This is a genomic window from Mycolicibacterium gadium, assembly GCF_010728925.1.
GTDB lineage: Bacteria > Actinomycetota > Actinomycetes > Mycobacteriales > Mycobacteriaceae > Mycobacterium > Mycobacterium gadium.
Genome location: NZ_AP022608.1, coordinates 1407574 through 1425062, shown reverse-complemented (window position 1 = coordinate 1425062; position 17489 = coordinate 1407574). Strand labels below are relative to the sequence as shown.

Below are 17489 nucleotides of genomic sequence, written 5' to 3'. Positions count from 1 at the left end.
GGCCCCGGTTTCCTGTCCGGGGCCTTCTCTATGCGGCGGCCCCCCGCCGTTGCGGCCGGTCACGATGACACCGCGCCGCCGACTGGCTGCTTGAGCGCTTCAAGGTCTGCGCGTCGAATCCGGATGAGACGCGAGCCTTTGATTCTGTAGGCGGGCAGCGTGAGGTCAGCGATACGACGCCGGACGAACTTCTCAGACGTGTTCAGTTCCGCAGCGGCACCGGCGATGTCAACATCTCCGGCGGGCGGCGCTTTAGAGGACGTGGGCACAGCGATTTCTCCCTGGAAACGAAAGATGGAGAACACCAGCGCAACTCACAACCCCTCAGGGGGCTATGGGTGCCGCTCGGTGTTCTCCGCCTGGGAGACTCTGCCGTTCGCTCCTATTCGCGCCGCCTGGACGCCCTATTCGGAGCTAGCTGCTGTGTTCAGTTGTCGGAGGTTGGATCGATCCTGTCCACCCTGGGGGTCAGGGTACCCGTGCCGTCCGCCGGGGTCACTCAACGCGTTGTCTTGGCGTGTCGACGGCTGCGAGCTTGGACAGCGCCGCAGCCACTTCGGCATCACGCCCCTGCGCCACATGCTGATACCGCATCGCCGCGCCCGGTGTGGAATGCCCTGCGCGGCCCATTAACTCAGCCAGTGTCGCGCCAGACAACGCCGCGAGCACGAGGCCGCTGTGCCTCATGTCGTGCCAGCGGAGATCGGGGCGGCCTGCTTCGGCGCGGGCACGGTGGAAATCTACGTAGAGGGCTTTGACCTGTAGGTAGCGGGCGGCGTCGGCTCCGGACGGGAACAGCAGCGCATTGTCGCCGGGTCTGGTGTGCATCACCAGGTGGTCGCGGAACCTGTCGATCAGGTGCGGGGGGATGGCGACGTCGCGAACCCCGGCGGCCGATTTCGGGGTGTCGGCCTGTAGGCGGCCGCCGACGCGCACCACCGCGCGGCGGATGCGGACGATACCGGCGTCGAGGTCGACATCTTTGCGGCGCAATTCAAGGATTTCGCCCTGTCGCATCGCCAGCCAAGACGCGCAAGTCACAGCCAGCGCGAGCCGGTCGGGCATTTTCGCGGTGATCGCTTCAATCTCGGAAACGCTGGCCGGGCGGATGGTGTGTGCGCGTTTCGCGGTGCCCGCGCCGGGGATGCGGCACGGACTGGCGTCGATCAGTTCGTCGTTCATGGCCGTCGCGAGGATCGTCTTCAAGAGGCTGTAGGTGTGTGAGCGCATCGTGGGGTGGTTGACGAGTGTCTTGCCGTACCAGGCGCGCACATCGGCGGGTGTGATCGCCGACAGTGGCCGGTCACCGAACGCGGGTAGCAGTTCACGATCAAGGATGGCGCGGTAGTGGGCGCGGGTGCGGGCCTTGATCGGGCGACCGCCGATCTGCCGGTCGGCGAGCCATTGCGCGGCATAGGCACCGAAAGTGATGCGGTTGGGCTTGGCGACGGCGGCCGCGCTGGCGTTCCACAGCTTGGCGTCAATCTCGCGGCGCCGGTCAGCCAAATACGCTTCGGCGTCGATGCGGGCCGCGAAGGTCGCCGGGGCCGTGACATAGCTGCCGTCCGGGGCCGTGAACCGCACCTGATACCGCTTCGACGGGAGCCGCCGGATGCTGCCGAACGAACGTTTGTCGCGTCCTGCCGCTGCTGTCATGGTTTCCTCCCAGTCGGGACGGGGGTTCGTGCCAAATACGTGCCAAATCAGCATACTCAGCGGGGGTCTGGCGTCCATTCACGTCCATGTCGGGCGTGTTGTGTATCTGCACGTGAAGCTATCTTTTTTGCTGGTCAGGCACCTGAGCGGAACGCCGGTCCTGCCTGGTTCGATCCCAGTCGGGACCACAAGCAATATGCGCATTGCCGTGACGAACCGCCACCGGGCCCGAAACCATACGATCGCCACGTGGGCGAACCGACGATCACCGACGACGGGCGCTACATCGTCATCGGCGGGCGCCGGTGGCGAGCAACCGACCCGCTGATACCGGAAGGGCGGCGGGCCGAGCTGGTGCAGATTCTGATGGCGTGGCGCCGCGAGGTGCGCCGAACCAAGGGAACGACGGAGGAGTCGGTGGCCCGGGCGGGTGTGCAGGCCGCGAAAGTTGCGTTGGGGGAGCGCGGCTCTCCGCCATGGTGGGAGCAGGATGACGAACACCGCCGCGCACGGTGGCAGGCCGAGGTGCCGGCGCCTGAGTTGCCCGACAAGCGCACCTAGTGGCGCCGCCGCCAGACCACGAATCCCACCGCCAGCACGCCGATCAAGGCGACCGCTGCGATCGGCACCGTTCGCTTCGGGTCGTCGGTGACGGTGTGCCGTACCGCGTCGGCCCTCTCGACGACCTGTTCCTTGGTCTCTGATGCTTTGTCTTTGACACGCCCCTTGACGTCAAGCTTGTCGGCCAGGGCCTCGATGGTTTCGCCGAGTTCCTTGCGTGTCTGTTCGGCATCAGCCTCGATGTCCTCGATGCCCGCGTCGGGACCTGGCTCGGGACGATTGGGGTCAGGTGCGGCCATGGCGTGCTTCCTTCACTTCCTCGATGTCGGCTTTCACGGTCTCGACCGTCTTCGGCGCTGCCGGGGTGACCTCGCCCGCCTCGCGTCGAGCCACCAGAGCCGCGACGCCTGCGACGACGAACAGCACTGCTGCGACGATGACCGCTGCGGCCCACACCGGCAAAACCAGCGCCAGCGCGGCCACAGCCGCGGCGATCAGGGTCATGAAGCCCAGAAGGGCGAGTAGACCTGCGAGGCTGAAAAGCCCGGCACCGATACCGGCGTGCTTTGCTGACTCTTGGAATTCCTTTTGCGCCAACCGCAACTCGTCGCGGACCAACCGCGAAGTCTGCGCCGACAACTGACTCAACAACTCGCCAGTCGACGCCTCCGTGGCGGGGTTGGATTCAACTGTCATGGTTTCAGCTCCTTTCTCGCTCGATCCCACAGAGATGCCCGCGCGTGCGGCTTTGAAACGCCTACCTATCGCTTGCTGGCGGCAGGACACATTTCGGGCACAGACTGATCACCACTGCATCTCGATATGTGTGGCGAAACCTCAACGGGCGCAGTAATTCCGGTGCCCAGCGACGCGGAACATCACCGTTTGGAAGTAGTACGTCACCATTTGGATACGGCACGGTGCGGCGTGTCCCGCCGGCGTCCTTCGTACAGATAATTGACGAGGTCGTCCAACGACGGCCCTGGTACGGCACGGGTTGTGCCGCACCACGTGAATGCGGAATGTCAGAGTGCGAATAAAGGAGTCGATGGGCGATGGCGATCTTTGATCGATTCGACCTCAAAGTAATTGCTGTCGGGGGGTTGTGTGGTGTCGCTATTGCATTGAGCCCCGGCATTGCGGCAGCTGGCGGCTACGAATGCCTCGAGACGTCGGCAGGTGAGGCCGGCCCGGTTCCTGCAGCTCCCGCAGCTGCCGCGGCGCCCGCGTGCGCTCCAGTCACCGAGATGGCGGGGGTACCGATGGCCCTCCCCGGGCCTCCACTGGCGCCGCCGATAGTTCCCCCACCGCTGGTTCCGCCGATTGTCCCCCCGCCGCTGGTGCCCCCTTTGGTTCCGCCGTTGGTTCCACCGGTGCCGCTCGCTCCGATCGGAGCGCCGATTGCGGCGGGTGCTCCACTTGCGCCGCTGACCACTATGGGCGGTGCGGCCGGCGGTAAGGGTGAGTCGACCGGCCCGGCGCCGGCCGGAGCGCCGGTGGCCGGTCAGCCAATCGCGCCTGGCCCCACCGGGCACTGACTCTGCTTTCCGCGACGACCCGTCCCCACCGCGTGGGGACGGGTCGTTGTTTTGCATGCTCACCTGAATGCATGGGTGCACCGCTGCTGTGCATGAATCCACGTAAGGCAGCGGTCGTCGATTGTCATGTGACGCTTCAGAATCCATCTCGCGGGTCCAGCGTGATGCGGCCCAGAGCACTACGCGCCGACAAGCCCGCGTGGTCGAGGAGTTACCCCCGGTGTTGGTGCGCCTACAACGATTCGAACGCGCAGACTCGTCAGCCCGATATCGTCCGGGGAACTTCGATGCTGTTCTCCCGCACGATGATCGGATCACCGACGTTGACAGTGTTGAAGTACCACTCGGCGTCCTCGGTACTCAGTCCGATACAGCCGTGGCTGACATTCTCGTAGCCCATTGAATTGACGGCCCACGGCGCTGAATGCACGAAGAGGCCGCGCTGGGTGAAGCGGACGGCATATTCCACGTCGAGCAGATAGCCGTCGGGGGAGTCGACGGGGATGCCGACGCTGCTCGAATCCATTTGCACATCGCGTTCCTTGCTCATGACGGCGAAGGTGCCGACCGGCGTCGGATACTTCTCCCTACCCATCGAGGCGGGGAACACGCCCGGTTCTCCCCAGCGGGGCCGGTGGTGGGGAGATGGAAGTTGAGGTGCGTCGACGCCGTCGATCGTGACGGTGAAGGTGTGGTCCGAGATGTTGGCGACGCCGATGACGGCGGGCCCGGTCCTGAAGGTCGTCGTGGCCAGACCGCCGCGCATCGTCAGCGACACGGTGCTGTGCGCCGGCCAGAATCCATCCGGAACCCACTGCACCACAGTGCTTTCCAGCCATTCATACTTGCCGGTCATGGCAGGCGTCGACTTGATGTCGAGGGTGCGCTCGGCTGCCCGCCGGTCGGCAACCGGCGTCTTGAACGTCACCACGACGGGGTGGGCGATACCCACTACCGCGTCTGTTGCGGGCTGCACCGACGCGATGGCGGGTCGATACGACTGGCTGGCCGCCGAGCTCGACGCGGTCGGCCCCGCAACCACGCTCGCAGTCGTCACGACTGCGGCAAGAAAACACCGAACAACCCCACGCATGGCTTCCGATTCCTGTTGAAATTACAACCTTGTCAATTAGTGATCGTAGGGCTGTCAAGGCAATTCGAAGCTCAGGCCCGCCTTCGCAATTCGGTCACCGGTTCGTCACGCTTGCGCAACGGCGAGCAGACCGAGCAAACTACGAGGGAAATTGATGGGCAAAGTCGCACAACGGGTTTCGATCAACCGCTGCCGATCCGGTCGACTGAGACCTTCCCGCGACGATACCGAGACGGTACTGCGACGTTACTCGGCGGCGGTTTTGTCGGCGACGAGTTCGGTGGCGACCCTGATCAGCGGCACATTGGAATCCTGAGATAACTTGCGCAGCAGCTCGAACGCCCGCACCGCGTCGACGTCGTAACGCTCCATGATCATGCCCTTCGCCTGACCGATGACGTCGCGGCTGGACAACGCCCTCTTGAACTGCTCGTCGCGGCGCGCCGAGTTCCAGGCGACCGACGAGTGCGCGGCGAAGACCAAGCCGATGTTGCGCGATTCGCTGTCGAAGACGTTCGGTGCCTCGCTGTAAACGTTGAGAGCCCCTATCGTCTCGCCGGCGATGAACAACTGGAAAGCCATGATCGACTTGATCGGGGTCTCGGCAAGCGCGTCCTGCCGGTAGAGCGGAAAACGATCGTCGGTCTCGAGGTTGGCGACATGGACGGTCTTCTCCTCCCACGCCGCGGTGAGGCAGGGGCCCTCTTGATGCCGCTGCTGGATCTTGTCTAACAACATCGGATAGATGTGTGTCGCCGCCGGGGTTTCGATGTGCTTCCCGTTGCGCGTGAGGGTGATGCCGGCGTATTGCGCGCCCGGAATCTGCACGGCGGCGTGCTCTGCCAGCTCGGCGACCACGGTGTCTGAGTCCGCATCCGAGCGGCCGTGCAGGCTCTGGACGAGCTCAGCAATACGCAGGTGGGTCGCTTCTACCTGGGTTGGATTGTTCAACGTTCACCGTCCGCAAACTTGATGGGTTTTACCAGATTACGCGTGGTGGACGCGCCGGGTGACAACGATCGCCAGGCCGGCTGTCACAGGGCATGCAAATAGCGCGTCGTGACGGCCGCCTGCACCAGCGACGTGACAGGCGATGCCAGCCGGCTCCACCACGTGGCGTGTCGGGAGAAGGCCGTGACCACGGCGAACACCGTCTCGCCGGCGGGGTCGTAGCGCACGAGGAACAGCTCCTCGCCGGATTCGGGGTGGCCGGGCAGCGTGCCGTATGCGAAACCACGGCCTTCGGGTTCGTCGACGACGTAAACGACCCGGCACGGCGCCCGCACCGGGCCCAGGCCCACGATCACCTCCGATCCCACAGCGGCGACGTCCGTCGTCGCCTGGACCCTGACGCCGGCGCCACGCAACATCCCCCACCGCATCCCGTTGGCTGCGGCGTCGTCGAACCGCCGGCGGCCCCGGCCGATCACCGCCGTCTTCTGCACGTGGTGGTATCCGGCCGGCAGTGGTCCTGCGGTGGCACCGACCTCTGAATAGGTCAACGGCAGGGCGGAAAGATCGCTCAGCTTCATTGCGGCCAGACGCTATCGCTCGGGTGGGCACACGCATGAGCCGGGGATTAACAATCTCGGCGTACCGTGCCAATCATGACCACCTTCACCATTGGCGGCGACCTCACCGTCAATCGTCTGGGATTCGGCGCGATGCGGCTGACGGGCAAGGGCGTGTGGGGTCCGCCCGATGATCGCGACGAATGCATCCGCGTGCTGCGCCGCCTTGTCGAGCTCGGCGTGAACTTCATCGATACCGCCGACTCCTACGGTCCGTACGTGTCCGAGGAGCTGATCAAGGAAGCGCTGCACCCGTACCCGGACGGCCTCGTCGTCGCGACCAAGGCCGGTCTGCTGCGCACCGGACCCGACGAATGGCCTGTACTCGGCTTCCCGGCGTACCTGCGCCAGGAATGCGAGATGAGCCTGCGCCGCCTCGGCGTAGACACCATCGACCTCTTCCAGCTGCACCGCATCGACGACAAGTTCCCCGCCGAGGACCAGGTCGGCGAATTGGTGAAGCTGCAGCAGGAGGGCAAGATCCGTCACATCGGGCTGTCCGAGGTGAATGTCGACCAGCTCGCAGCCGCCCAGAAGGTCGCGACGATCGTGTCGGTACAGAACATGTACAACCTCACGGTCCGATCCGCCGAACCCGTCCTCGAGGCGTGCGAATCCCAGAACATCGGCTTCATTCCGTGGTTCCCGCTCGCTGCCGGGCCGCTGGCCGCTGCCGACGGTCCGCTGCAGCGCATCGCGGCCGATCACGATGCGACGGCGTCGCAACTCGCCCTGGCCTGGCTGCTCAAGCGGTCGCCGGTGATGCTGCCCATCCCCGGCACGTCAAAAGTCGCCCATCTCGAGGAGAACGTTGCGGCCGCGGGTATCGAACTGTCCGGCGAGGAGTTCGAGACGCTCAGCAATGCCGGGTCTGCTTCGGCCTGACCCGGGCAATCCGGCCTGACCGTGAACCAGGCAATACGGTGGTCGGTGTGACGACCGATCATCCCTCGGGTGAGCACCCCGGCGGCGGATTCAATCCGCCGGTCCCCACCACCAAGGGTGGACCCGATTACGGCCGGTTCGTCGATGCCGTCCGCACCCTGCAGGACCACGCCCGCGCCGCCGACGCGCCCGACGACGTGATCACCGAGGCCGCTGCCCTCGTTGAGAAGGTCACCCAACTACTGGCGCCCTATTACGCCGACGAGTGGGCCTCGCCCTCGGGGCGCCGCATGGACCTGCCCAACCGTGGCAACCTGCTCGCGATTCCCCTGGACCTGCACACAACAGATGACGGACGGATCGAGGGCACGGCGAGGTTCCGCCGCTTCCACCTCGGCCGCAACGGCGCCGCCCACGGTGGCGCCGTTGCGCAGCTTTTCGACGGGCTACTGGGATACACCGCGTTCACGCTCAGCGGTAGCCGAGCCCAGCGCACCGCGTTTCTGCACGTCGACTACCGCAAGATCGCGCTCGTCGAGAAGGACTTCGGAGTCGATGCCCGCATCGACGACATCGTGGACCGCAAGATCTTCGTGTCGGGCAGGCTACTCGACGGTGATGACGTACTCGCGGAATCACACGCGCTGTTCGTGAGGCTGAAACCGGGCCAGCCGTGAAACAGGACGAACAGGAACGGCCGAGCCGCGCCAGACGATGGGCGCGCTGGCGCGACAAGCTGCGCGAGCGTCCCCGCGTCGATTTCGTCTACCGCATCGCCGTCGGGGTCGTCGGTCTGGTGGTCTTCGCCGTCGGCATCGTCGCAATCCCGTACCCGGGTCCGGGCTGGGCAATCGTCTTCATCGGGCTCGGCATCCTTGCGACCGAATTCGAATGGGCCGGACGGCTGCTGGCGTATGCCAAGGAGCGCTACGACAAAGTCATGGACTGGTTCCAGGAGCGACATTGGTCTGTCCAGGTCCTCGGCGGCATCATCACAGCACTGTTTGTCTTCGGCACCCTGTGGCTGCTCGGCGCGGCGGACTGGACCGCCGAACTCTTCGGTCGCGATTGGCCCTGGCTGAACAGTCCCATTGGCTTGGGGGATTGAGGACCCGCACCGATAGCATGGTCGCGTTCGACAGTCCACCACGTCACCCTGACCCATTTGGAGAACCTGATGAGCGCCGCCGTCAGCCCCGCCCTAGCAGCCCCTATCCGGGTCGCTGCCGGGACCACCGCGGGCGCGGCGGTGCGAGACGCGGGCCTGCCGGGTCGTGGTGATCCGGCCGCCGTGGTGGTGGTGCGCGACCCGGAGGGGCGGTTACGCGACCTGTCGTGGGCTCCCGACGCCGATGTCGACGTCGTGCCAGTGGCCGCCGACACCGAGGATGGGCGCAGCGTCATCCGCCACTCCGCCGCCCACGTGCTGGCCCAGGCCGTGCAGGAGATCTTCCCCGAGGCCAAGCTCGGCATCGGACCCCCCGTCACCGACGGCTTCTACTACGACTTCGACGTCCCACGCGCCTTCACCCCCGAGGATCTCGAAGCGCTGGAAAAGCGTATGCGCCAGATCGTCAAGGAAGGACAGCTCTTCTCACGCCGGGTCTACGAGTCCAAAGAACAAGCGCGCCAGGAACTTGCGAACGAGCCGTACAAGCTCGAGCTCATCGAGGACAAGTCCGGTGACCCCGACGTCATGGAGGTCGGCGGCGACGAGCTGACCGCGTACGACAATCTCAATCCCCGCACCCGCGAACGGGAGTGGGGCGATCTGTGCCGCGGCCCGCACATTCCGACGACGCGTTACATTCCGGCGTTCAAGCTCACCCGCAGCTCGGCGGCCTACTGGCGGGGAAACCAGAACAACGCGAGCTTGCAACGCATCTACGGCACGGCGTGGGAGTCGCAGGAAGCCCTTGACCGCCACCTGGAGTTCATCGAGGAGGCGCAGCGCCGCGATCACCGCAAGCTCGGTGCGGAGCTGGACCTGTTCAGCTTCCCCGACGAAATCGGTTCGGGGCTGGCGGTTTTCCATCCCAAGGGGGGGATCATTCGCCGCGAGCTCGAGGAATACTCACGCCGCAAGCACATCGAGGCAGGCTACGAGTTCGTCAACACCCCGCATATCACCAAGGAACAGCTCTACATCACCTCGGGACACCTCGAGTGGTACGCCGACGGCATGTATCCCCCCATGCACATGGACGCCGAGTTCGACGAGGACGGCACGCTGCGCAAGCCGGGCCAGGACTACTACCTCAAGCCGATGAACTGCCCGATGCACCACCTGATCTTCCGATCACGCGGACGGTCGTATCGGGAACTTCCGTTGCGGCTCTTCGAATTCGGCTCGGTGTACCGCTACGAGAAGTCCGGTGTGGTGCACGGTCTGACCCGAGTCCGTGGCATGACTCAGGACGACGCGCACATCTACACCACCCGTGAGCAGATGCGCGACGAGCTGGCATCGCTGCTTCGGTTCGTGCTCGACCTGCTCGCGGACTACGGGCTGAATGACTTCTATCTGGAGCTCTCCACGAAGGACCCGGAGAAGTACGTCGGCTCCGACGAGGACTGGGGCGAGGCCACCGAGACGCTGCGTGAGGTCGCTGAAGCCTCAGGCCTGCATCTGGTGCCCGACCCCGGCGGTGCCGCGTTCTACGGACCCAAGATCTCCGTCCAGGTCAAGGACGCGCTGGGCAGAAGCTGGCAGATGTCGACCATCCAGCTCGACTTCAACATGCCCGACCGCTTCGAGCTGGAGTACACCGCGGCGGACGGCACCCGCAAGCGCCCGGTGCTCATTCACCGTGCGTTGTTCGGCTCGATCGAGCGGTTCTTCGGTGTCCTCACCGAGCACTACGCCGGCGCGTTTCCGGCGTGGCTGGCCCCCGTGCAGGTGGTCGGCATCCCCGTCGCCGACGATCACATCCCGTACCTCAATGGCCTTGCGAACCAGTTGAAGATGGCCGGTGTCAGGGCCGAGGTCGACGCCAGCGACGACCGGATGGCCAAGAAGATCGTGAACCACACCAACCAGAAGGTGCCGTTCATGCTCGTGGCCGGTGACCGCGACATCGAAGCCAACGCGGTGAGCTTCCGCTTCGGTGACCGTACGCAGATCAACGGTGTGCCACGCGACGAGGCGGTGGCGGCCATCGCCAAGTGGATCGAAAGCCGGCAAAACGCTACTCCGACAGCCGAACTGGTCAAGGTGGGCGCCCAGCCGTGACACGTGACGAGCGTCAGCACGAAGAGCGGGACGACGAGCACAGAATCGTCGACCACGGCGTCGGCGAGCCGGATCACCTGCAACGGCTATGGACCCCGCACAGAATGAGCTATATCGCCGAGTCCCCGTTTCGGCGCAACAGTTCCGATCCGTCGGAGCCGTTTACCGACATCCCGAAGATGGCCGACGAAGACGGGCTGATGGTGGCACGCGGCGAGCTCGTCTACGTGGTACTGAACCTGTACCCGTACAACCCGGGGCATCTCATGGTCGTCCCGTACCGCCGGGTATCTGAGCTCGAAGATCTCACCGACGCGGAGAGCGCGGAACTGATGGCGTTCACCCAGAAGGCGATTCGTGTCATCAAGAGTGTGTCCAACCCGATGGGCTTCAATGTCGGGCTGAACCTCGGCAAGGTCTCGGGCGGGTCGCTGGCCGAGCATCTGCACATGCACGTCGTGCCGCGTTGGATCGGCGACGCGAACTTCATCACCATCATCGGCGGCGCGAAGGTGGTCCCTCAGCTGCTGAGCGAAACGCGTGAACTGCTGGCGACGGAGTGGGCGAAGCAGTAATGAGCAATCTGTATCTGATGACGCGTGCGGCATACGAGAAGCTCTCTCGGCCCGTTGCCAAGGTCGCGCTGCGCGCGGGGCTCACCCCCGACAGCATCACCATCCTCGGCACCGCGGGGACGGTGTTGGGCGCACTCACCCTGTTCCCGATCGGCCAGCTGTGGTGGGGTGCTTTCACCGTCTGGATCTTCGTGCTCGCCGACATGCTCGACGGTGCCATGGCGCGTCAGCGGGGCGGCGGAACGCGTTTCGGCGCTGTCCTCGACGCCACCTGTGACCGGATTGGCGACGGAGCGATCTTCTGTGGCCTGTTGTGGTGGGCCGCGTTCGGCATGCGGAGCACGTCCCTCGTGGTGGCTACGTTGATCTGTCTCGTCACCTCGCAGGTGATCTCGTACATCAAGGCACGCGCCGAGGCCAGCGGGTTGTCTGCCGAGGGCGGCATGATCGAGCGGCCGGAACGGCTGATCATCGTGCTGCTCGGCGCCGGGCTTTCGGGGCTGTTCGGTATTCCGTGGCTGCTGCATGTGGCGATGTGGGTGCTCGCGGTGCTGAGCCTCGTCACCCTGGGTCAGCGCGTCCACAGCGTGCGTACCTCACCTGGAGCGATGGACCGCCTGACGAAGCCCGCCAGCGCTGACGGTGACGAACCGGAGACGTCGGGGGGACACCAGCCGGCCGGTGGACCTGGGGATGAGTCATGACGGCACCCCTGTGGGAGCTGATGTCGGGCAAATCGCTGAGCGGAAGAGTCGCCGACTGGGGATACGCCGCAGGCTGGCAGGTCGTTCGTGCGATGCCGGAAATAGTGGCGCGCAACGCCTTCGGGGCCGGCGCGTACTACGCCGCACGTGGCGGCGGACCCGAACAACTGCGCAAGAACCTCGCCCGAGTGATCGGTGTACCGCCCGAGCGGGTGCCCGACGGGCTCATGCGCGCGTCACTTGCTTCCTATGCCCGGTATTGGCGCGAGGCATTCCGGCTGCCCACGCTGGAGCTGGCCGCGGTCGCCCGACGGTTGGACGAAGTGAGCCTCGGAACGCACCGGCCTCAAGCGGCGTTGGACGCCGGTCGCGGCGGGATCATGGCGCTGCCGCACAGCGGCAACTGGGATATGGCGGGCGTCTGGCTCGTCCAGAAGCACGGCGCCTTCTCGACGGTCGCCGAGCGGTTGAAGCCCGAATCGTTGTACCGCCGCTTCATCGAGTACCGGGAAAGCCTTGGCTTTGAAGTGTTTCCGGCGTCCGGCGGCGAGCGCCCACCGTTCGAGCTGCTTGCCGATCGGCTACGCGATAACAAGCTCGTCTGCCTGATGTCCGACCGCGACCTCACCCGGTCCGGAGTCGAGGTCGAGTTCTTCGGCGAAGCCACCCGCCTGCCCGCCGGACCGGCCAAGTTGGCGATCACCACCGGCGCCCACCTGATTCCGGCGCACGTCTACTACGACGGTGACGACTGCGTCATCGACCTGCAGGAGCCGCTCGACACCACCTCCAACGACGTCACCGCCGTCACCCAGGCGTTGGCGAATCGGTTCGAGCGCAACATCGCCGCGCATCCGGCCGACTGGCACATGATGCAGCCGCAGTGGCTGGCCGACCTCTCCGACGAGCGGCGCGCCAAACTCGAGGCGACCTGATGCGCATCGGCATGGTCTGCCCCTACTCGTTCGACGTGCCGGGCGGGGTGCAGTCGCATGTGTTGCAGCTGGCCGAGGTGATGCACGACCGCGGCCACGTGGTCAGCGTGCTGGCGCCGACGTCGTCTCGAGCACAGGGCTCGCTGCCCGACTACGTGGTGTCGGGCGGTAAGGCGGTGCCGATCCCGTACAACGGATCGGTGGCGCGGTTGCGTTTCGGCCCGGCGACCCACCGCATGGTCAAGAAGTGGCTCGCGCAGGGCGAATTCGACGTGTTGCATCTGCACGAGCCCAATGCGCCGAGTCTGTCGATGCTGGCACTGAACATCGCCGAGGGTCCTATCGTCGCCACCTTTCACACCTCGACCACGAAGTCGTTGACGCTCAGTGTGTTCGAGCCGTTTCTGCGGCCGATGCACGAGAAGATCGTCGGCCGCATCGCGGTGTCGGACCTGGCGCGACGCTGGCAGATGGAATCACTCGGCAGCGACGCCGTCGAGATACCGAACGGGCTGGACGTCGATTCGTTCGCGTCGGCGCCGGCGATGGACGGCTATCCGCGCGTAGGCAAGTCAGTCCTGTTCCTGGGGCGGTACGACGAGCCCCGCAAGGGCATGGCCGTGCTGCTGCGCGCCCTGCCGCACCTGGTCGAGCGGTTCGGCGACATCGAGATCCTGATCGTCGGCCGCGGCGAAGAGGAGGAGTTGCGTCGCTCGGCAGGCAAACTCGCGAAGCATCTGCGGTTCCTGGGCCAAGTCGACGACGCCGCGAAGGCTTCGGCACTGCGCAGTGCGGATGTGTACTGCGCGCCCAACACGGGGGGAGAGAGCTTCGGCATTGTGCTCGTCGAGGCGATGGCCGCGGGTACTGCCGTGGTGGCCAGCGACCTCGACGCGTTCCGCCGCGTGCTGATGGACGGGACCGCGGGCCGGCTGGTACCGGTCGACGACCCGGCCGGATTGGCGGCTGGACTGATCGAGGTACTGGAGGACGACGAGGTCCGGGCACGCTACGTCGAGACGGCGGCCGAGGTGGTACGCCGCTACGACTGGTCGGTGGTGGCGCGCCAGATCATGCGCGTCTACGAGACGGTCGCCGGGGCGGGAGCGAAGGTTCGCGTGGCAGGTACGGCGAGCACCGCCGCGGGCACCGGGCTCGCGAGTACCAGAGGAAAGGCCAGGGGATTGAGGTGATCACCTGGATCCTCGTGATCGCGCTGGCGCTGCTTCTCGCGGTGCTGCTGTTGGTGGGCGCCTGGGCGTATCAAACCGCCAACCGGCTGGACCGGTTGCACGTCCGCTGCGACCTGTCCTGGCAGGCCCTCGACGGTGCGCTGGCGCGGCGGTCCGTGGTGGCTCGTGCGGTGGCCGTCGACTCCTACGGGGGTGCGCCGGCGGGTAAGCGACTGGCAGCGCTGGCCGATGCGGCCGAGCGTGCCCCGCGGCAGCGGCGTGAGGCTGCCGAGAACGAGCTGTCCTCGGCGTTGGCGATGGTCGAGCCGTCTTCGCTCCCGCACGCGCTGGTCGCCGAGCTGGCCGACGCAGAGGCGCGGGTCCTGCTGGCTCGCCGTTTTCACAACGACGCTGTCCGCGACACCCTCACCCTGCGCGAGCGCCCTGCGGTCAGAGTGCTGCGGCTCGGTGGAACCGCGCCGCTACCAAGCTATTTCGAGATTGCCGAGCGTGCGACGGCATCCGATGAGATGGCGCCCGCGCCCAACCAGCGGGTCTCGGCCCGCGTCGTACTGCTCGATCGCGACGGTGCGGTACTGCTGTTTCGTGGATCCGATCCCGCCGTCGCCGACGCACCGATCTGGTGGTTCACGGTCGGCGGCGCGGTCGAGCCGGGGGAGGCGCTCGCCGACGCCGCCGCGCGGGAGATCGCCGAAGAGACCGGCCTGCGGGTCAGCTCCGCCGATCTGATCGGGCCGGTGTGGCGCCGGGGCGCGGTCTTCGAGTTCAACGGCGTGCTCATCCACAGCGAGGAGAAGTTCTTCGTCTACCGGACCGACCGTTTCGAACCGTCGACAAGCGGTCACAACGACCTCGAGCGGCGCACGATTCATGGTCACCGGTGGTGCGATGAGACAATGATCGCCGAGCTGGTCGCCAAGGGCGAGACCGTATATCCGTTGCAGTTGGGTGAGCTCCTCGGTGAAGCGACGAGCTTGGCCGATCACCCGGTTGAAATGGCGCGGAGGCAGTTGCAATCGATCCGTTGATCTGCGGATTCTTTTGTATTTGCGGCCCTCATTAGACTGGATCAGTAGCGATTCGGAGGAGATAGCAGTGGATACCGCACCTAACGGGTCGGTGACCCAAACCGGAACCGCCCGGGTCAAGCGCGGGATGGCGGAGATGCTCAAGGGTGGCGTCATCATGGACGTGGTCACGCCTGAGCAGGCGCGCATCGCCGAGGGAGCCGGCGCGGTGGCCGTCATGGCGCTCGAGCGCGTGCCCGCTGACATTCGGGCCCAGGGTGGTGTCGCGCGGATGAGCGATCCCGATCTGATCGAGGGGATCATCGACGCGGTGACCATCCCGGTGATGGCCAAGGTGCGTATCGGGCATTTCGTCGAGGCGCAGATCTTGCAGAGCCTGGGGGTGGACTACATCGACGAGTCCGAGGTGCTCACTCCCGCCGATTACACCCACCATGTCGACAAGTGGAAGTTCACCGTGCCGTTCGTGTGCGGCGCGACCAACCTGGGTGAGGCGTTGCGCCGGATTACCGAGGGCGCGGCGATGATCCGCTCCAAGGGTGAGGCCGGCACCGGGGATGTGTCCAACGCCACCACCCACATGCGCGCGATCGGCGGTGCGATCCGTCGCCTCACGTCGCTGTCCGAGGACGAGTTGTTCGTCGCGGCAAAGGAATTGCAGGCGCCCTACGACCTTGTCGTCGAGGTGGCGCGGGCCGGCAAGTTGCCGGTCACGCTGTTCACCGCGGGCGGTATCGCGACCCCGGCCGACGCGGCGATGATGATGCAGCTCGGTGCCGAGGGGGTGTTCGTCGGTTCGGGCATCTTCAAGTCCGGGGATCCGGCTGGTCGGGCCGCCGCGATCGTGAAGGCCACCACGTTCTATGACGACCCCGACGTGCTGGCGAAGGTGTCGCGCGGGCTCGGTGAGGCCATGGTCGGTATCAACGTGGAGGACGTCGCGGCCCCGCACCGGCTCGCCGAACGCGGCTGGTAGAAACCATCCGATGAGCCGTTTCCGCGAACAGCAACGATAACCGTATGTCGATCGAACAGATCCTTGATCTCGAGCAACTCGAGGTCAACATCTATCGCGGCACCATGTGGAGCCCGGAGTCGGGGTTTCTGCAGCGCACGTTCGGTGGCCATGTCGCCGGCCAATCGCTGGTGTCCGCCGTCCGCACGGTCAACCCCGAGTTCCAGGTGCACTCGTTGCACGGCTACTTCCTGCGGCCGGGAGACGCGACGGCGCCGACGGTGTACATCGTCGAGCGGTTGCGTGACGGCGGCTCCTTCGTGACGCGTCGCGTCAACGCGATCCAGCACGGCGAGAACATCTTTTCGATGTCGGCGTCGTTTCAGACCGATCAGAGCGGCATCGAGCATCAGGACGCGGTGCCGTCGGCCGCACCGCCTGACGATTTGCCCGCATTGTCGGATATCAAGGCATTCGACGACGCGGGGTTCAAACAGTTCGCAGAGTGGGACGTGCGAATCGTGCCGCAGGACAAGCTGACCCGTCTACCCGGCAAGGCGTCACAGCAGCAGGTGTGGTTCCGCCACCGCGATCCGCTGCCCGACGACTACGTCCTGCACATCTGCGCGCTGGCCTACATGAGCGACCTCACGCTGCTCGGGTCGGCCCAGGTGCATCACGCCGACGAGCGCGGACATCTGATGGTCGCATCGCTGGATCATGCGATGTGGTTCATGCGTCAGTTCCGCGCTGACGAATGGCTGTTGTACGACCAGTCGTCGCCCTCGGCGTCGGGCGGCCGATCGCTGTGTCAGGGCAAGATCTTCAACCAGGACGGCGAGATGGTGGCGGCGGTGATGCAGGAGGGTCTCACCCGCTACAAGCGCGACTTCACACCGTGAGCACCCCGCATGTCGGCGTGCTGGCGCTTCAAGGCGACACACGCGAACATCTTGCGGCGTTGCGTGCCGCGGGCGCCGAGGCGTCGACCGTCCGCCGGTTGCGTGAACTGGAATCCGTTGACGCGCTTGTGATCCCCGGCGGTGAGTCCACCACGATGAGCCATCTGCTGCGGGAGTTCGAGCTGCTCGAGCCGCTGCGCGCGCGGTTGGCCGACGGTATGCCTGCCTACGGATCGTGCGCGGGCATGATTTTGCTCGCCACTGAGATCCTGGACGCCGGCACCGCCGGGCGCGACGCAACGCCGCTGAAGGCGATCGATATGACGGTGCGACGCAACGCGTTTGGTCGTCAGGTGGATTCGTTCGAGGATGACATCGACTTCACGGGTCTCGACAAGCCCGTGCACGCGGTGTTCATCCGGGCCCCCTGGGTCGAGCGCGTCGGCCCGGACGTCGAGGTGCTGGGGCAGGCCGCCGGTCATATCGTCGCGGTGCGTCAGGGCAAGATGCTCGCGACGTCGTTTCACCCGGAGGTGACCGGCGACCGTCGCATCCACAAACTCTTCGTGGACTTACTCTAGGTAGCGATTTCGGTGCGCAAACGTTCGCTCACCCTCTTTGCCACGCTGGTTGTGAGTCGGTTTGGGCCAGTGTGAAGGGG

Annotated in this window: 21 protein-coding genes; 14 read left to right on the top strand and 7 right to left on the bottom strand. The window is 65.7% G+C overall.

Features of this window, described 5'->3' with window-relative positions; translation table 11 throughout:
* Positions 1–59 precede the first annotated feature (59 nt).
* Both G6N36_RS30315 and G6N36_RS06960 read right to left on the bottom strand, forming a co-directional pair.
* On the bottom strand, positions 60–269 hold the full coding sequence (locus tag G6N36_RS30315) for an excisionase family DNA-binding protein (protein ID WP_163685833.1): 210 nt from the start codon (positions 267–269) through the stop codon (positions 60–62).
* A gap of 226 nt (positions 270–495) precedes the next feature.
* Positions 496–1656, bottom strand: a complete 1161-nt coding sequence (locus G6N36_RS06960) for a tyrosine-type recombinase/integrase (protein ID WP_163685832.1) — start codon at positions 1654–1656, stop codon at positions 496–498.
* Positions 1657–1905: 249 nt separating this feature from the next.
* On the opposite strand from G6N36_RS06960, the gene G6N36_RS06955 reads away from it, so the two are divergent.
* The gene (locus G6N36_RS06955) at positions 1906–2217 is read left to right on the top strand and encodes a hypothetical protein (RefSeq protein ID WP_163685831.1); all 312 of its coding nucleotides are present in this window, start codon (positions 1906–1908) and stop codon (positions 2215–2217) included.
* Here G6N36_RS06955 and G6N36_RS06950 read toward each other — a convergent pair.
* Both G6N36_RS06950 and G6N36_RS06945 read right to left on the bottom strand, forming a co-directional pair.
* Complete coding sequence (locus G6N36_RS06950; RefSeq protein ID WP_163685830.1) at positions 2214–2516, bottom strand: DUF3618 domain-containing protein; 303 nt, start codon at positions 2514–2516, stop codon at positions 2214–2216. The two genes, G6N36_RS06955 and G6N36_RS06950, sit on opposite strands and share 4 nt — an antisense overlap.
* The gene (locus tag G6N36_RS06945; protein ID WP_163685829.1) at positions 2503–2913 is read right to left on the bottom strand and encodes a phage holin family protein; all 411 of its coding nucleotides are present in this window, start codon (positions 2911–2913) and stop codon (positions 2503–2505) included. Before G6N36_RS06945 ends, G6N36_RS06950 begins: the two co-directional genes overlap by 14 nt.
* Positions 2914–3272: 359 nt before the next feature.
* Between G6N36_RS06945 and G6N36_RS06940 the strand changes: the two genes are divergently transcribed.
* The gene (locus G6N36_RS06940) at positions 3273–3755 is read left to right on the top strand and encodes a hypothetical protein (RefSeq protein ID WP_163685828.1); all 483 of its coding nucleotides are present in this window, start codon (positions 3273–3275) and stop codon (positions 3753–3755) included.
* A gap of 259 nt (positions 3756–4014) precedes the next feature.
* Here G6N36_RS06940 and G6N36_RS06935 read toward each other — a convergent pair whose 3' ends face one another.
* The 3 genes from G6N36_RS06935 to G6N36_RS06925 form a co-directional block, all read right to left on the bottom strand.
* On the bottom strand, positions 4015–4848 hold the full coding sequence (locus G6N36_RS06935; RefSeq protein ID WP_163685827.1) for a L,D-transpeptidase: 834 nt from the start codon (positions 4846–4848) through the stop codon (positions 4015–4017).
* Positions 4849–5094: 246 nt separating this feature from the next.
* Positions 5095–5799 (bottom strand): GAF and ANTAR domain-containing protein, encoded by a 705-nt coding sequence (locus tag G6N36_RS06930; protein WP_163685826.1) that lies wholly within the window; start codon positions 5797–5799, stop codon positions 5095–5097.
* Between the two features lie 83 nt (positions 5800–5882).
* Positions 5883–6380 (bottom strand): DUF1990 domain-containing protein, encoded by a 498-nt coding sequence (locus G6N36_RS06925; RefSeq protein WP_163685825.1) that lies wholly within the window; start codon positions 6378–6380, stop codon positions 5883–5885.
* A gap of 75 nt (positions 6381–6455) precedes the next feature.
* Between G6N36_RS06925 and G6N36_RS06920 the strand changes: the two genes are divergently transcribed.
* From G6N36_RS06920 to pdxT, 12 genes are all read left to right on the top strand, one after another.
* A complete protein-coding gene (locus tag G6N36_RS06920; RefSeq protein ID WP_163685824.1) occupies positions 6456–7304 on the top strand; it encodes an aldo/keto reductase in 849 nt (282 codons plus the stop codon).
* 47 nt (positions 7305–7351) lie between these two features.
* Positions 7352–7981: a PaaI family thioesterase gene (locus G6N36_RS06915; RefSeq protein ID WP_163685823.1), complete on the top strand. Its 630-nt coding sequence runs from the start codon at positions 7352–7354 to the stop codon at positions 7979–7981.
* Positions 7978–8412: a TIGR02611 family protein gene (locus tag G6N36_RS06910; protein ID WP_163685822.1), complete on the top strand. Its 435-nt coding sequence runs from the start codon at positions 7978–7980 to the stop codon at positions 8410–8412. Before G6N36_RS06915 ends, G6N36_RS06910 begins: the two co-directional genes overlap by 4 nt.
* A gap of 69 nt (positions 8413–8481) precedes the next feature.
* Positions 8482–10536, top strand: a complete 2055-nt coding sequence (gene thrS / locus G6N36_RS06905) for a threonine--tRNA ligase (protein ID WP_163685821.1) — start codon at positions 8482–8484, stop codon at positions 10534–10536.
* The gene (locus tag G6N36_RS06900) at positions 10533–11111 is read left to right on the top strand and encodes an ATP adenylyltransferase (RefSeq protein ID WP_163685820.1); all 579 of its coding nucleotides are present in this window, start codon (positions 10533–10535) and stop codon (positions 11109–11111) included. Before thrS ends, G6N36_RS06900 begins: the two co-directional genes overlap by 4 nt.
* On the top strand, positions 11111–11815 hold the full coding sequence (pgsA, locus tag G6N36_RS06895; RefSeq protein WP_163685819.1) for a phosphatidylinositol phosphate synthase: 705 nt from the start codon (positions 11111–11113) through the stop codon (positions 11813–11815). Before G6N36_RS06900 ends, pgsA begins: the two co-directional genes overlap by 1 nt.
* Entirely contained in the window at positions 11812–12750 is a 939-nt protein-coding gene (locus G6N36_RS06890) for a phosphatidylinositol mannoside acyltransferase (RefSeq protein ID WP_179964732.1), read from the top strand. The genes pgsA and G6N36_RS06890 overlap by 4 nt, the downstream gene beginning before the upstream one ends.
* Positions 12750–13943: a glycosyltransferase family 4 protein gene (locus G6N36_RS06885; protein ID WP_163685818.1), complete on the top strand. Its 1194-nt coding sequence runs from the start codon at positions 12750–12752 to the stop codon at positions 13941–13943. The genes G6N36_RS06890 and G6N36_RS06885 overlap by 1 nt, the downstream gene beginning before the upstream one ends.
* Positions 13940–14971 (top strand): NUDIX hydrolase, encoded by a 1032-nt coding sequence (locus G6N36_RS06880; RefSeq protein WP_163685817.1) that lies wholly within the window; start codon positions 13940–13942, stop codon positions 14969–14971. Before G6N36_RS06885 ends, G6N36_RS06880 begins: the two co-directional genes overlap by 4 nt.
* Before the next feature lie 67 nt (positions 14972–15038).
* Entirely contained in the window at positions 15039–15947 is a 909-nt protein-coding gene (gene pdxS, locus G6N36_RS06875) for a pyridoxal 5'-phosphate synthase lyase subunit PdxS (protein ID WP_163685816.1), read from the top strand.
* A gap of 44 nt (positions 15948–15991) precedes the next feature.
* The gene (gene tesB / locus G6N36_RS06870; RefSeq protein WP_163685815.1) at positions 15992–16828 is read left to right on the top strand and encodes an acyl-CoA thioesterase II; all 837 of its coding nucleotides are present in this window, start codon (positions 15992–15994) and stop codon (positions 16826–16828) included.
* Entirely contained in the window at positions 16825–17409 is a 585-nt protein-coding gene (pdxT, locus tag G6N36_RS06865) for a pyridoxal 5'-phosphate synthase glutaminase subunit PdxT (protein ID WP_163685814.1), read from the top strand. Before tesB ends, pdxT begins: the two co-directional genes overlap by 4 nt.
* Positions 17410–17489: the final 80 nt, after the last annotated feature.

Coding starts and splice junctions, on each gene's coding strand:
- G6N36_RS06925 (WP_163685825.1), bottom strand. CDS start 6,380: ATGAAGCTGAGCGATCTTTCCGCCCTGCCGTTGACCTATTCAGAGGTC.
- tesB (WP_163685815.1), top strand. CDS start 15,992: ATGTCGATCGAACAGATCCTTGATCTCGAGCAACTCGAGGTCAACATC.
- G6N36_RS06960 (WP_163685832.1), bottom strand. CDS start 1,656: ATGACAGCAGCGGCAGGACGCGACAAACGTTCGTTCGGCAGCATCCGG.
- G6N36_RS06920 (WP_163685824.1), top strand. CDS start 6,456: ATGACCACCTTCACCATTGGCGGCGACCTCACCGTCAATCGTCTGGGA.
- G6N36_RS06945 (WP_163685829.1), bottom strand. CDS start 2,913: ATGACAGTTGAATCCAACCCCGCCACGGAGGCGTCGACTGGCGAGTTG.
- G6N36_RS06940 (WP_163685828.1), top strand. CDS start 3,273: ATGGCGATCTTTGATCGATTCGACCTCAAAGTAATTGCTGTCGGGGGG.
- G6N36_RS06950 (WP_163685830.1), bottom strand. CDS start 2,516: ATGGCCGCACCTGACCCCAATCGTCCCGAGCCAGGTCCCGACGCGGGC.
- thrS (WP_163685821.1), top strand. CDS start 8,482: ATGAGCGCCGCCGTCAGCCCCGCCCTAGCAGCCCCTATCCGGGTCGCT.
- pgsA (WP_163685819.1), top strand. CDS start 11,111: ATGAGCAATCTGTATCTGATGACGCGTGCGGCATACGAGAAGCTCTCT.
- G6N36_RS06890 (WP_179964732.1), top strand. CDS start 11,812: ATGACGGCACCCCTGTGGGAGCTGATGTCGGGCAAATCGCTGAGCGGA.
- G6N36_RS06935 (WP_163685827.1), bottom strand. CDS start 4,848: ATGCGTGGGGTTGTTCGGTGTTTTCTTGCCGCAGTCGTGACGACTGCG.
- G6N36_RS06885 (WP_163685818.1), top strand. CDS start 12,750: ATGCGCATCGGCATGGTCTGCCCCTACTCGTTCGACGTGCCGGGCGGG.